Origin of the sequence: Bacteroides caecigallinarum (genome assembly GCF_016901995.1) — a bacterium.
Taxonomy (GTDB): Bacteria; Bacteroidota; Bacteroidia; order Bacteroidales; family Bacteroidaceae; genus Phocaeicola; species Phocaeicola cellulolyticus.
Genome location: NZ_JACJLE010000026.1, coordinates 23,136 through 37,255, shown reverse-complemented (window position 1 = coordinate 37,255; position 14,120 = coordinate 23,136). Strand labels below are relative to the sequence as shown.

General features: G+C 35.9%; 12 protein-coding genes. 8 read left to right on the top strand and 4 right to left on the bottom strand.

The genetic code is table 11. From position 1 onward, the window contains the following. Nucleotides 1-40 precede the first annotated feature (40 nt). The 6 genes from H6A61_RS08330 (at nt 41) to H6A61_RS08305 (ending at nt 9,653) form a co-directional block, all read left to right on the top strand. Nucleotides 41-1,426 carry a sulfatase family protein gene (locus H6A61_RS08330; protein WP_204392793.1) on the top strand — a complete coding sequence of 462 codons (1,386 nt, stop codon included), beginning with the start codon at nt 41-43 and terminating at the stop codon, nt 1,424-1,426. Between the two features lie 107 nt (nt 1,427-1,533). Then, nucleotides 1,534-2,442: a hypothetical protein gene (locus tag H6A61_RS08325; RefSeq protein WP_204392791.1), complete on the top strand. Its 909-nt coding sequence runs from the start codon at nt 1,534-1,536 to the stop codon at nt 2,440-2,442. A 57-nt stretch (nt 2,443-2,499) separates the two neighbouring features. Then, on the top strand, nt 2,500-4,008 hold the full coding sequence (locus H6A61_RS08320) for a sulfatase family protein (protein WP_346342336.1): 1,509 nt from the start codon (nt 2,500-2,502) through the stop codon (nt 4,006-4,008). A 9-nt stretch (nt 4,009-4,017) separates the two neighbouring features. Next, nucleotides 4,018-5,154 carry an aldose epimerase family protein gene (locus H6A61_RS08315; RefSeq protein ID WP_204392787.1) on the top strand — a complete coding sequence of 379 codons (1,137 nt, stop codon included), beginning with the start codon at nt 4,018-4,020 and terminating at the stop codon, nt 5,152-5,154. 8 nt (nt 5,155-5,162) lie between these two features. Further along, nucleotides 5,163-7,625: a polysaccharide lyase family 8 super-sandwich domain-containing protein gene (locus H6A61_RS08310; RefSeq protein ID WP_239469154.1), complete on the top strand. Its 2,463-nt coding sequence runs from the start codon at nt 5,163-5,165 to the stop codon at nt 7,623-7,625. A gap of 30 nt (nt 7,626-7,655) precedes the next feature. Next, entirely contained in the window at nt 7,656-9,653 is a 1,998-nt protein-coding gene (locus tag H6A61_RS08305; RefSeq protein ID WP_204392783.1) for a polysaccharide lyase family 8 super-sandwich domain-containing protein, read from the top strand. 242 nt (nt 9,654-9,895) lie between these two features. On the opposite strand, the gene H6A61_RS08300 is transcribed toward H6A61_RS08305, so the two are convergent. Genes H6A61_RS08300 through H6A61_RS08285 form a run of 4 tightly spaced genes read right to left on the bottom strand, consistent with a single transcriptional unit; the run spans nt 9,896 to nt 12,353 of the window. Continuing rightward, nucleotides 9,896-10,477: a Maf-like protein gene (locus tag H6A61_RS08300; RefSeq protein WP_154044650.1), complete on the bottom strand. Its 582-nt coding sequence runs from the start codon at nt 10,475-10,477 to the stop codon at nt 9,896-9,898. A 21-nt stretch (nt 10,478-10,498) separates the two neighbouring features. Next, nucleotides 10,499-11,017 carry a KdsC family phosphatase gene (locus H6A61_RS08295; protein ID WP_204392781.1) on the bottom strand — a complete coding sequence of 173 codons (519 nt, stop codon included), beginning with the start codon at nt 11,015-11,017 and terminating at the stop codon, nt 10,499-10,501. Beyond that, nucleotides 11,014-11,820, bottom strand: a complete 807-nt coding sequence (locus H6A61_RS08290) for a Rossmann-like and DUF2520 domain-containing protein (RefSeq protein WP_430746797.1) — start codon at nt 11,818-11,820, stop codon at nt 11,014-11,016. Before H6A61_RS08290 ends, H6A61_RS08295 begins: the two co-directional genes overlap by 4 nt. Next, nucleotides 11,817-12,353 carry a nitroreductase family protein gene (locus H6A61_RS08285; RefSeq protein WP_204392779.1) on the bottom strand — a complete coding sequence of 179 codons (537 nt, stop codon included), beginning with the start codon at nt 12,351-12,353 and terminating at the stop codon, nt 11,817-11,819. The genes H6A61_RS08290 and H6A61_RS08285 overlap by 4 nt, the downstream gene beginning before the upstream one ends. Nucleotides 12,354-12,433: 80 nt before the next feature. Here H6A61_RS08285 and H6A61_RS08280 point away from each other — a divergent pair, with 80 nt between their 5' ends. Beyond that, nucleotides 12,434-13,399 carry a GNAT family N-acetyltransferase gene (locus tag H6A61_RS08280; protein WP_204392777.1) on the top strand — a complete coding sequence of 322 codons (966 nt, stop codon included), beginning with the start codon at nt 12,434-12,436 and terminating at the stop codon, nt 13,397-13,399. Nucleotides 13,400-13,568: 169 nt separating this feature from the next. Then, nucleotides 13,569-13,973, top strand: a complete 405-nt coding sequence (gene mce / locus H6A61_RS08275; RefSeq protein WP_204392775.1) for a methylmalonyl-CoA epimerase — start codon at nt 13,569-13,571, stop codon at nt 13,971-13,973. Nucleotides 13,974-14,120: the final 147 nt, after the last annotated feature.

Below are 14,120 nucleotides of genomic sequence, written 5' to 3'. Positions count from 1 at the left end.
TTTTATATACCTGATATTATGACTATTAAAATATGATATTATGAGAAAAAGTATTTTATTATTGGCTTCGGCATGTTCCAGTGTAGTATTAGCTCAGAAACCAACAAATGTTATAATAGTGTTAACGGATGATCAAGGATATCAAGATTTAGGATGTTTTGGCTCTCCATTAATAAATACTCCCAATATTGACAGGATGAGTTCAGAAGGGATGAGGTTGACGGATTTCTATTCTGCTGCATCTATTTCAAGTCCATCCCGAGCCGGTTTGCTGACAGGACAGTTCAATACAAGGAATGGGGTGAGGAATGTCTTTTTCCCGGATGAGAAAGGGATGCCATCAGCCAAGATAACAATAGCCGAGGCTTTGAAGAAACGTGGATATGTAACAGGCTGTTTTGGCAAATGGCATTTGGGAGATATTAAAGGCCATATGCCAACAGATCAGGGATTTGACGAGTATTATGGTATTCCTTATAGCAATGATATGTACATAGGATATACTCATGAGTTCTCTCCGAATGTTCTCTTTAGAGATAATTATAATATGGAGAAGGCCATTGGCGACCAGAAATTTGTGAAAGAAACTAAGAACAGAGACAAAATAAAAAGTAGGTTAATGGGGCTTTGTCCTTTATTTCAGGGAGATAAAATAATAGAATATCCTTGTGAACTATCAACTACAACTAACAGATATTTTGAACATGCTATAGATTTTATAGATAAAAATAAGAACAAACCTTTCTTTGTTTATATAACACCAAACATGCCTCATGTTCCATTGTATGTTTCTGATAAATTTAAAGGGAAAAGTAAAAGAGGAATATATGGTGATGCTGTAGAGGAAATAGATTGGAATATGGGACGTTTATTGGACTATCTTGATAAAAGCGGATTGGCAGAAAATACATTAGTAGTGTTTACTTCAGACAATGGACCATGGTTAAGATATGGTGATGAAGGAGGAAGCGCAGATCCGTTGAGAGACGGTAAGTTCTCTTATTACGAAGGTGGTGTCAGAGTTCCTTGTATTATGCAATGGAAAGGCCATATTCCAGCTGGAACTGTAAGCGATGCAATAATTTCAAGTGTTGATCTATTTCCTACTATAATGGAAATTTCAGGTGGTGATGCTAAAGACTATGATCTTGACGGTAAGGATATTTCAGAGTTCCTGTATAATCCTAATACCAAATTACTTGATGAATATGTGTATGTAAAGTATGGACGTATAGCCGGAGTAAGAAAAGGAGATTGGGTCTATTTGCCTGATACCGGAAAGAAGAAAAAAGAAGAAAAAGATTCTCCTGAACTTTTTAACATAAAGAAAGATATAAGTCAGAAAGATAATATATATACTAAATATTCTGATAAAATTATAGAGTTGGATAATATAATGAAATCTTATATAAATAAGACTAAGTAACATTGTGGTTATATTATAATTTTGATGTTTAAATGAAGAATAGATATACACTTTGTTATATTTTTCTGATGCTTTCATTAGTTATGAAAGCATCAGAATATCCCTCAATGAGTATAAAAAAAGGTGATATGGAGATAATGCTGTTTTTACCTGACAGTGTTAACAGCTATTATAAGGCTTCACGATTTGATTGGGGAAGTATTCTGGGACAAGTGACATATAAAGGTTGTACTTTCCTGCAGCAATGGAAAGATTATTGTGGACGAGGACCTACTGGCAAACATGATCCGTTAGTGCCAAATTGGGGAACAGGACTTGCTGAGCATTTTGCCGAGGCTTTTGGATATTCAGAAGCTAAGGTAGGGGAAAAATTTGTGAAAATAGGTGTGGGAGAATTGTTGAAAGAAAATAATGAGCCATACGATTTTGCAAAGCCATATAAAGTTGTTAATACTGGAGTGCGTACTATTAAGTCAGATGATAAAGGTATAAGTATAATTCATAGACTTGAGTCAGAAACAGGTTATAGCTACATACTTGAAAAAGTTTACTTGATAGATGATAATAAACTAATTGTCAAGCATAAACTCTCAAATATTGGTAAGAAGAAGATTTTTACAGAAACGTATTCTCATAATTTCATACAGTTTAATTATAAGAACTATGATAAGAATTTTGCCATGATATTTATAAATTCAGATATAGATGTGGCAAATGAGAAATGGATAAATAAGAAACGAATGTCTTTTGGAAAGGATAGAATAGACATAGTGCAGGATATAAAAGACTTCAGTCCGGCATTTGGGGCTATAAATGTATTGTCAAATGACAATTCATTTAAGATAGTAAATGAAAGAACGGGAATGTCTGTCGAAGTTGGTTTTGATGTTCCTGTGAACTCGTTTTTCCTTTGGTCATGGCAAAAAGCCTTCTGTCCGGAACCCAAAATCCTTATAAACATTATGCCTAATGAAAGTTTTGAATGGAATTATACATATGAATTTAATGTGAAGTAGATTTAAAGTATGGCTATGAATAACATAAAAATAAAAGGTGGAATAATTTCGACGGCAATGATTTCATTATCATTGCCATCCGTTTTTGGACAAAACAATAGTATTGCCCGTCCTAATGTTATTGTAATACTGGCTGATGATATGGGCTACGGAGACGTAAGCGCATACGGAAGCAAAACAATTTCTACACCGAATATTGATTATCTGGCAAAACAAGGAGTATGTTTTACTGACGGTCATTCAACATCTGCTACATCTACCCCTAGTAGGTATGGGTTGTTTACAGGATGTTATCCATGGAAGAATAAGGATGCAAAAATACTTCCAGGTGATGCTCCATTACTGATAAAAGAATCACAGTTTACAATGCCTAAAACGTTTCAAAATGCCGGATATACAACTGCGGCAATAGGTAAGTGGCATTTGGGTATGGGAAATGGTAATGCTGATTGGAATAAAAAGGTGACTCCCGGTGCAAATGAGATAGGCTTTGATTATTCATGCCTGATTGCTGCAACAAACGACAGGGTACCGACTGTATATGTAGAAAATGGATATGTCGTTGGACTTGATTCGAATGATCCTATAAGAGTAAACTACGAAAAGAACTATGAAGGTGAACCTACTGCACTTTCCAATCCTGAGATGTTGAAGATGCATTGGTCGCATGGACATAATAATTCAATAGTAAATGGAATTCCACGTATAGGATTTATGAAAGGTGGCAATTCTGCAAAGTGGGTTGACGAGAATATGGCTGATTATTTTATTGGTAAAGTTAAGGACTTTATTGAAAACAACCATGAAAAACCGTTTTTCTTATATTATGGCTTGCATCAGCCTCATGTACCAAGAGCGCCGCATCATAGGTTTGTAGGAAAATCAGGTATGGGACCAAGAGGTGATGCATTGCTGGAGGCTGACTGGTGTGTAGGTGAGCTGATAAGTATCCTTAAGAAAAAAGGATTGCTTGAAAATACACTGATTGTTTTCTCAAGTGATAATGGTCCTGTGTTGAATGACGGATATAAGGATGGTGCAGTTGAGATGTTGGGAGGCCATAAACCAGCTGCTGATATGAGGGGAGGAAAATATAGCTTGTTTGAGGCTGGAACAAGAGTTCCTTTCTTTGTATTCTGGAAGAATCATATAAGTCCAGTTGTCTCGGATGCTTTGGTATCGCAATTGGATTTGTTGGCTTCTTTTGCAGATTTGATTGATGCAGATATTCCAGAAGATTTGGATTCAGAGAATTTACTGGGTGTTTTTATGGGAAACTCTGTTGTAGGTAGAAAAAGTTTCATAACTGAGGCAATGGGAAGACTTGCATATAGGAAAGGAGACTATATGTTGATTCCGCCATATAAAGGAGAAAAAAGAAACCTTACTGGTAATGAACTAGGAATTGTCGATGATTTTTCACTGTTTAACTTGAAGACGGATATCGGGCAAACCAATGATTTATCGGAACAAGAAGTTAAATTGACAAAAAACATGAAATCAGAGTTTCTGTCAAGAACAAAAGGTTATTATAATCCTGAAAATAAAGGAGAAACTTTAAAATGATTATGCTATATGAAAAGTTTAATAATGCATATTGTGATAATATCACTGCTCTTTGTAGCTTGTAATACTGACAATGGAGATCGTTTCACCCCATTGGTAAAAGAAAACTTTCAAATTTGTATTGACGGCATTGATGTTGGTTTGTATAAGCTGCGTAATAGAAATGGTATGGAGGTTTTTATTACCAATTATGGAGCCAGGATCGTTTCAATTTTGTTTCCTGGCAAAAGTGGTGATAAAAAGGATCTGGTACTGGGCTTTGATAATATAAATGATTATATAACTGTACCTAATAATTTTGGAGCTACAATAGGGAGATATGCAAACAGAATAGATAATGGACATTTTGTAATTGATAAAGATACTGTCGTATTGCCGCAAAATGATTATCCTCATTGTTTGCATGGAGGAGAGAAAGGATGGCACTGCAAAGCATTTAATGTTGATAAATTTGATGATAATTCAATTGTTATGAGCGTATTTTCACCGGATGGTGACCAAGGATTTCCTGGAAATGTTAATGCCCAGATAGAATACAGATTGAATGATGATAATGAATTACATATTTTTTATAGTGCTGTAACAGATAAAGCAACTGTCGTAAATATGACAAATCACTCTTATTTCAACTTAAGTGGTAATCATGATAAGAGTGTTATGGATCATAAATTGTATGTGAACTCGACATATTATACTCCAATAGATTCAACTTTAATGACTACTGGGGAATTTACTCCTGTAGATGATTCTCCATTTGATTTTTCATCTTTAAGGGTTATCTCATCAAATATAGACATTAATAACGGGCAAATTAAAAATGGAAATGGTTTTGACCATAACTGGGTTTTAAAAACAGATGGAGATATAAATAAATTGGCAGCCAAGTTAAGCTGTCCTGAAACAGGAATAGAGATGGAAGTTTTTACCACAGAACCTGGAATACAAATATATACAGGAAACTTTTTGAACGGAACGGTAAAAGGGAAATATGGTATTTGGTATCCACAGCATTCCGCTATTTGTTTGGAGACACAGCATTATCCTGACAGTCCCAATAAAAAAGAATGGCCAAGTACAATGCTTGATGTGAATAAAAAATACGAAAGCCATACAATTTATAAATTTTATAATAGACCAATAAAATGATATTCAACATGAGATATTATGCTATATATATGTTATTAAGTCTTTCCTTATTTGCAAATGCACAAAACATAGAGAGAAGATTGGCTTTTGATAATTATCATAAGTATGATAATAGGGAAATTCAGTCATGTGATTCGTCGGAAATAAGAGCCTTAGATAGATTACGTACGTATTACCATGAAAATCCATATAGGATAAAAGTAAATAAGGATACTAAATTGATAAATTCTTATTTAAGTTCATTGACTTCTGAAGGACGTTTTTCTGATATGATGACAATGGAAGAGAAAATAAAGGATATGTATCATGCAGGAAGTAGATTGACAACCAATGATACAGTCGGGCTATTTATAAGGGAAGCCTTTGAAAGAATTTTTCAAATAACAGCTTCTTCTAGTTTTCAAGGTGCAGAGAAGGATAAAGTATTTCCTAAAATACAGAAAGCTATAATTCATTATGGCGAAATTGAAATACAGCGTCCTAATGTATCAACCCGTTTTCATGCATCATGTTTTGCTATTCCTACAGCAGCTGTAAATATATATTTTACGTTGCTTGATGAAATGGATAGAGCAGAGAAAGGAAAAGCAGATAAATTGTTAATGGATGCATGTACAATGTTGAAAGTTGTTGCATTGCAAGCTTGGACACAGCCGTTGAGGAATGATGAGACAGATATTAATGTTGTTTCTGTTGAGCGTTTTAGAAATCATGTATGGTGGGTAGGTGCAAATGGTATAGCTTATAGGTCTTTACTGCCTGTAGCTGTAATGTTGAAGTCTGTTTCTATGATAGAGATTGTATCTGAGGTTTGTATGAGAAGTATTAGTTCTACTTCCCAGAGTACAAATAAAGACTCTTTTTGGACGGAAGGGCTCACTTCTGATGGTGCCGGATGGGGACATGGAAAGCAGTGCTGTCTTTTTGATTATCCGATGGGTGGAATAGATTTCGCTTTGCAGACATTGCAGACATTACAGGATACACCATGGCATAAAAGTTTGACGAGAGAAAATACAGAAGCGCTTATGAATTATTTCAGAGGTGGTAGCTTGTATTATTATAACGGTTTTGTAATACCAGGATTGAATCGTTATACTTATGAATACAGACCTGAGAAAAAGAGAATCCCATATTCGAATATCTTAAATAAAATAGTAAAAAACTGGATGTCTTCATTTACAAAAGAGCAGCAGGAAGAACTGTTAAAACTTAAATATGAAGTAGATAATTCCAAAATCATAATGGAAGATTATGAATTCGGGTTGTATAACGGAATACGCTGGTTTTACAATAATGATGATTTGATAAAGAAAACATCGGATTGTCATATATCAGTCAATATGGCATCCGTAAGAACAGATGGAGTGGAAAGTGCTTTGTTTGCCGATAATTATAACTTTCATACAGCTGACGGTGTTACGTTATTTCAAAGAAAAGGAGATGAGTATCAACGTATTCTTGGAGGGCTTGATGTAACTGCATTGCCTGGTACTACTGTACGTGAAGGAATGGATAAACTTATTCCTGTAACTAATTGGAGGGGATATTGCAGCAAGCATAATTTTGCAGGTGCTGCAACTGATTCTAAACAGAATGCGGTAACAGGTTTTATTTTTGAAAAGATGAATGGATCGGATAAAGAAGGGGTCAATGATAAAGGAGATTATCATATTAAGAATGATATATTGTATGGATTCAAGGCATATAAAGGATACTTTATTTTGGGAGATTATTTTATAGCACTTGGTGCTGGAATTACAAATAATAATTATGGAAGACATGAAACTATTCGTACAACAATAGATCAAACTTCATTAAAAAATAGAGTATCCATTATACAAAATGAAGATGAACGATTTGTTAATGATAGTATAATACATTTAGACAATAAAGGTAAGGACTTTGTTTGGATAAAACAACAGGGACAGTTTGCATATTGTGCAATTCCTGAATATACCAGGAATATCAGTTTGGCCCTTGAGAATAAGAAAAACTATTGGTGTAAATTAAATCCTGGTAATATTAAGAAAAAGAATCTTCCAGAAGAGAGTCAAATTTTGCGTATTTGGACAGAGCATGGTGTGAACCCTAAAAACGAAAAATATGGATATGTGGTGTATTCAGGAAATGGTATGCCGAATACTAAGTTTCCTTTTGAAATCTTAAGGAATGACACTCTTGTCCAGGCTGTCATTAATGAAGACAAGAATATTATCCAGGCAATATTTTATCCAAATAATAACGGATTGTTTTGGGATAACTGTTCAATGAAGGTCTCTTCTCCTTGCGTAGTTATGCTGAATAAGGAAGGTGACAGTATGCAGATATATGCATCTGATGCTACTATGGATCCTTCAATTAAACAAATCACAATAGAACTTAATGGAGAGAATTTTATTATTGATTTACCGCAAAATGATCGTTTAGGAAATATTGGTCATAAAAAAGTACTGTTGTTTAAGAAATAATTCTAAGTGCAAATAAAAATAACCTATTATATGGATGTAAGAAATATATTACTAACAATTATATCACTGGCTTTATGTCATAGTGTATGTGCTTCTAATGAAAATAATTTGGATAAAGTGAGGGAAAATTTTGTTACTCTTTCTGCATTCAATTACTCTCCTAATGATAAGGTTACTGACAATTTTATTAAATATTCTGATTATGGAAGGGCTAATGATGTTTTACAGCTTCAATTATACATGTCGGTACATTTACCAGACGTAGAAGTAAATCGTTTGTTTTCTTTGATAAATGAGAATGGCTCTTTTTCAGATATTGATTATACGGACCGAACAAGAGGCAGATGGCAGCCGACTCTACATTTGACTCGTCTCTATTCATTGGTAAAACTTTATGTCTCTCCTTCAAGTAAGTGGTATAAGGATATAAAGATGCATGAAAATATTCACAAGGCTGTAAATTTTTGGATGAAGTTAAAGCCAACCAGTGATAATTGGTGGCATAATGATATTGGTGTACCTCGTAAAATGACAGCTATATTTTTAATGATAAGGGATGAAATTACACCGATGCAGTTAAATGGAGCTTTGGATTTGTTAAAACGATCAGAGTTTGGAAAGACAGGTCAGAACAAAGTATGGCTGGCTGCGAATAACCTCATGAAAGCTCTTTTGATAAACGATGAACAATTGTTGGTTATGTCAAAACAATTTATTGCAGAAGAAATATCTATTTCTGATAAAGAAGGTATTCAAAAGGATTGGTCTTTCCATCAGCATGGTCCACAAATTCAGTTTGGAAACTATGGTCAGACTTATGCTGAGTCGGTCTCATTCTTGTTGGCCGTTTTACAAGGTACTTCTTATGCATTTAGTAAAAAAGAATACGATATTGTTGCTAATTTAATGAAAGAAGGAATATGCTGGAGTGTATTCAAAGGCGTTATGGATCCTAGCTTTTGCGGAAGGCAGGTTTTTAAAGACAGTGGACGTAGTAAGGCTTATTCCGTTGCTGTTGCAGCTCAAAATATGGCTATGGTTGGAGAAAAAGATAGTAGCTTGTTTATTAACATATCAAATGAGAATCTTATGCCTGACAAATATAAGAATACATTGACCGGAGCAAAATATTATTTGTGTTCAGATTGTGGCATTTACCGTACTGAAGACTGGTACGCTTCTATTAGAATGCATTCAGAGAGGACTATTGGTTTTGAATTTACAAATAAAGAAAACACTAATGCTTGGTTCTCTGCAGATGGGGCTCTTTTGATAATGCAGCATGGAAGTGAGTATGATAATATTTTTGCACATTGGGATTGGAGAGCAATACCAGGTATTACCAGTTATGATGATAATAAACCTCTTAAAGTTTCCGATAATAGATACGATAAAGAAAATAAGACAAAACATGTTGGAGGATTAGTGTCTGATCAGATTATGTGTACAACCATGGAATTAAACAGAGATGGGCTACATGCCTTTAAATCAGTCTTTTTCTTTAAAGATTTAGTTGTAGCTTTAGGATCAGATATCTATAGTAATAATAAAGACATTATAGATATAAAAACTTCATTGGAACAAAATAATCTTATTGGTGATGTAAAGTATGGCAAGAAATGGGCTTGGCATGATGGAAGAGGTTATATATTATTAGATCATTCTAGTGCAGCTGATCAGGAGCTTGTTGTAACAGAAGAAATGCAATATGGTAAGTGGGATGCAATAGATCCTTTCTTTAAAAATGATTGGAGTAAAGGAAAAGTCTTCAAATGTATCATTAAACATTGTTTAGATAAAAAATCAGCATATGCATATGCTATATTGCCTAAAAGAACAGCTTCGCAAACAAAAAATATGAGTTTGTGTAACGATATAAAAGTACTTCGTAATGATGATGAGTGTCAATCTGTAGCTTATAAGGAGTATTCTTGTGAGATATGGCATCGTTCGACTAATCCTAGCATAAAAATATATAAGAAGCAGGAACTTATAGCAGAAACATATTTGGATAAGGTAAGTAAATGATTATGCATCTTATAAATATTAATGATTGATTTTCAATGATATTAGATTGATAATTAATTTATAAGATGCTGATATAGTATTTTTATTAATACTATCCAGTAAACCACAGTGATAAATTGCACAATCTTCTTGTCTATTTTATAGAGTCTTTATTTAAAGATAAGAAAGAATAATTTCAATTATATATGTGGTTTACTGGAAACGTATAAGTAAGTTTTGAATTAGTACTTCTTTATTTTTTATCAAATTTCCTTCAACTCCCTATAAAGCCTCTGCACCGGCAACCCCATAACATTGAAATAAGATCCATGTATGCCTGACACTCCGATGAAACCAATCCATTCCTGTATGCCGTATGCACCTGCCTTGTCGTAAGGTTTGTAATTGTCTATATAGAAGTCTATTTCTTCGTCTGTCAGTGTGTCGAAAGTAACATCTGATACAGAACAGAAGCTTTTCTGAAATTCTCGTGTGGTGATGCTTACTCCTGTCATTACCTGGTGAGTGTGTCCGGACAGGATTTTCAACATTCTTACTGCATCTTCCCTGTCTTTGGGTTTGCCAAGTACTTCACCATTGGCATAGACTATTGTGTCTGCTGTTATCACAAGATCGTTTTCTGCCATGAACGGTCGGTAGGCGGCAGCTTTTATGCGTGATATGAATTCAGGTATTTCACTTCCTTTCAGATGTGGAGGATAACTTTCGTCAACTCCTTTTATCAGTTTGACTTCGTAATTGATGCCCAAACCGGAGAGGAGTTCGCGGCGGCGTGGCGAGTTTGATGCCAGAATAATATTGTATTTCTTTAGATTGTCTAACATACGTTTTTGAGTTTTTGAATTTTACCATCCGAATGCTTCTTCATGTGACATCCATTTTCCTTGTGCGCGCAGTACTTGCTCTATCACGTCACGGCCGCAGCCTTGACCTCCGGCACGATGGGAAATGTATTTGCATATGGCTTTTATGTCTGGTGCGGCGTCTGCGGGGCAGCAGGGGAGACCTACGAGGCGGAGTACTTCATAGTCGGGTATGTCGTCGCCCATATAAAGTACTTCTTCCGGTTTGAGGTCGTATTTTTTTATCAATTCGTTGTATTCCTTTGTCTTTACGGAAGCTCCCATGCATACGTCTTTCACTCCGAGTCCTTCAAATCTTAATCTGACGGCTTCGGTGTGTCCGCCGGTGATTATTGCTATATGTAATCCGCATTTTACGGCGAACTGTATGGCGTATCCGTCTTTGATATTTATCATGCGCATAGGTTCTCCGTTTGGATGGAGAGGTACGGTATCGCCACTTAAAACTCCGTCAACATCGAAGAACAGTGCCTTGATTTTTGTAAGATCGTAGTCTATCATATTTTGTTCGTATTATAATTGTGTATGCTTTTGCTTATAAGTTTGTATAGCTCTGCTATGTTTGGTTCATCTTTAAGCATTTCAAGATGGCTGTCCATGATGTTGCGGTCGTCTCTTTGGGCTGGGCCTGTCTGGGCTGATACCGGAGATAAATGGTGTACCTTTTCGGCTGTCTCGTCTATCAATGGCAGCATAGCGCTGAATGGCAGACCGTGGGATGAAAGAAGATGTTCGCAGATGGAATACATATGGTTGCTGAAATTACATGCGAAAACAGCTGATATGTGCAGGTATTTTCTTTGTTCGGATGAGGCTTCGAATACATGGCTGCTCAACAGGGAGGCTGTCTTGATGAGTAATTCTGTGTCTTCTTTACTGTTTGCCTCTACAAAGAAGTGTACATTATTAAAATCTACTTTTCTCTGCTTGCTGAATGTCTGCATTGGATATAGCACGCCATATCTGGCTGTAAGTCCTTTCCAGATATTGATGGAAACGCTTCCGGCAGTATGTACAAACAAGGCATTGGGATTGCATTTCACTAGCTGTGGAAGTATTGTTTCGAGTACAGAGTCTTTGAGTGATACTATGTAGATGTCTGCATCACTGTCTGTCGATGTTATATCTGTAGTGTAGGGGCAACCTATACTTTCTGCCAGTTCTTTGGCTGATTCCTGAGTCCTGCTGTAAATCATTTTTATATGGCATCCGGCTTCGTGGAATGCTTTTCCAAGATGTGTAGCTACGTTGCCGGCTCCAATCATTACTATTGAAGGATGTTTTTCTGAATATTCCACTGTTATTTTCCTCCGTATTTGTTGATGTGTATTTTCTCCCATTGCAGATGCGACTCGTCGAAAGGTTTTCTTTCCATTCCTTTATGTCCGATGGCGATGATGGATAGAGCCTGTAGCTGTAGTGGCAGGTCCAATACTTCGTGAACGTATTCGTTTGATGGAATGCCGCTTGCCGTAAATCTTTCGCGCAACTGTACCCAGCAGCTTCCAAGTCCGAGGTCTTCTGCCTGCAGCTGTATCATGATGGATGCTATTGATGCGTCTTCAATCCATACATCGCTCGCCATGGGATCGGCTGTTACGACTATTGCCAATGCGGCATCTTTTATGAACGATGAACTTGCTTCCTTGCAGTATGAAAGTTTTTCAAGTGTTTCCTTGTCGTCAACTACGATGAACTGCCAGCAGTTGGTTCGTTTGGATGTTGGCGACATGAGTGCTGCTTTGAGCAGTGTGACTACTTCTTCCTGAGTGAGTTCCTGTGGAGTGAATTTGCGCATACTGCGCCTTGATTTTATGAGGTCGCTGAAATTTTTCATATGTGAAAATTTAAAATGATAGTCACAAATATATGATTTTCGTTTTAAAGGCTGAAACTTTTTATGTAAATTTGCGATATATGGCAATACGTTTGGTTACATATGAACACTCTGAAACGTTGCCTCAGCTTCCTGGGAAGAACGTCTTTCATTCGGTAGGCCTGTTTAGGATTCTTGAACGGACATCCGGATATACTCCTTTTATGCTTGTGGCCTTTGATGGGGACAGACCTATAGGTAAATTATTATGTGTAATCAGAAAGTCTTGGTTTATAAGGGAGTGTGTTATATATGATACTGGCGAGTATTTTGATACGGATATTAGGCATGACCTGATTTTCGATGAACTTCTTTCGTACTTTACAGCCCGGAACAAGGATAATTTTTTTCTGATAGAGTTCAGAAACTTGAGCGAGCCGCTTTTCGGATACCGTTATTTCAGGAAGAACGGATATTTCCCTATAAAACGTTTGAGGGTGATTAATTCCATTCATCACACAACTTTGGATAAGTGGATGGGGGCTTCAAGAAAACGACAGATACAGCAGGCGTTAAAAAACGGTGCTGTAATGGGAGTAGCAGAAAACAAACAGCAGGTTCAAGGACTTTTCAGAATGCTGAAGAACTATTATTCTTCGAAAGTGTTCAAATATTTTCCCGGAGTGGATTTCTTTACGTATTTACTGGAACTTGGTGAAGAGTGCGGAGAGATGGGAAAAATATTTACAGTTTCGTATAATGGTAAGATTATTGGAGGCTCGTGCTGTCTGTTCTCTGACGATACGGCATTTCTGCTGTTTTCCGGTGGAATGCGCAAGAGTTATCCTTCGCTATATCCAGGTGTGTTGGCTGTATGGAATGCTATGCTGTATTCAAGGGAGAAGGGGTATAGTCATTTTGAGTTTATTGATGCCGGACTTCCTTTTAAAAAATACGGATACCGTGATTTTATATTGAGGTTTGGAGGCAAGCAATTGAGTACCCGCCGATGGTACAGACTGAAATGGAAATGGCTGAATAGGATTATGGAAAAGATATATGTTTGATATAACAGTCGATTGCAAAGTTAAGTTTCCAAAATCAAAGTTCAGACGTTATAAAAAAGTAATAAGGATAAATATTTACTGAAAAAGTTTCGTATTTTAATCCAAATTTCTTTTCTTTGTCTTATAGAATTTATAAACTTTAATTTAATATCAAAAAAACAACATCATTATGAAAATATCTCATATTGAACATTTGGGCATTGCTGTAAACAGTATCGAAGAAGCCCTGCCATACTATGAAAATGTATTGGGATTGAAATGTTATAACATCGAAACAGTAGAAGACCAGAAAGTTAGAACTGCATTCCTGAAATGTGGTGAAACAAAAATAGAGCTTCTTGAACCGACAGGTCCTGAAAGTACAATAGCTAAATTTATTGAGAATAGAGGAATGGGTGTACATCATGTGGCTTTTGCCATTGAAGATGGTGTAGCAAATGCTTTGGCTGATGCCGAAGGTAAAGGAATCCGCCTTATAGATAAGGCTCCACGTAAGGGAGCGGAAAACCTTAATATCGCTTTTCTTCATCCGAAATCAACAATGGGGGTTTTGACAGAACTTTGTGAAAAATGAAAATTCGGAAGAAAGTGATGCTTGATGTAAGTTTTCTATAATATATAGTTGAAGAGTCAGTTTGCATATTTAATATGTAAGCCGACTCTTCAATTTGTATTGTATGGAATATCGCTAATCCGACTAATGTTATTATAAACTTTAAAA

Excerpts from the sequence above, each read along its gene's own strand:
- H6A61_RS08330 (WP_204392793.1), top strand. The coding sequence starts at position 41 with ATGAGAAAAAGTATTTTATTATTGGCTTCGGCATGTTCCAGTGTAGTA.
- H6A61_RS08320 (WP_346342336.1), top strand. The coding sequence starts at position 2,500 with ATGATTTCATTATCATTGCCATCCGTTTTTGGACAAAACAATAGTATT.
- mce (WP_204392775.1), top strand. The coding sequence starts at position 13,569 with ATGAAAATATCTCATATTGAACATTTGGGCATTGCTGTAAACAGTATC.
- H6A61_RS08310 (WP_239469154.1), top strand. The coding sequence starts at position 5,163 with ATGAGATATTATGCTATATATATGTTATTAAGTCTTTCCTTATTTGCA.
- H6A61_RS08295 (WP_204392781.1), bottom strand. The coding sequence starts at position 11,017 with ATGATAGACTACGATCTTACAAAAATCAAGGCACTGTTCTTCGATGTT.
- H6A61_RS08285 (WP_204392779.1), bottom strand. The coding sequence starts at position 12,353 with ATGAAAAATTTCAGCGACCTCATAAAATCAAGGCGCAGTATGCGCAAA.
- H6A61_RS08325 (WP_204392791.1), top strand. The coding sequence starts at position 1,534 with ATGAGTATAAAAAAAGGTGATATGGAGATAATGCTGTTTTTACCTGAC.
- H6A61_RS08315 (WP_204392787.1), top strand. The coding sequence starts at position 4,018 with ATGAAAAGTTTAATAATGCATATTGTGATAATATCACTGCTCTTTGTA.
- H6A61_RS08300 (WP_154044650.1), bottom strand. The coding sequence starts at position 10,477 with ATGTTAGACAATCTAAAGAAATACAATATTATTCTGGCATCAAACTCG.
- H6A61_RS08305 (WP_204392783.1), top strand. The coding sequence starts at position 7,656 with ATGGATGTAAGAAATATATTACTAACAATTATATCACTGGCTTTATGT.
- H6A61_RS08280 (WP_204392777.1), top strand. The coding sequence starts at position 12,434 with ATGGCAATACGTTTGGTTACATATGAACACTCTGAAACGTTGCCTCAG.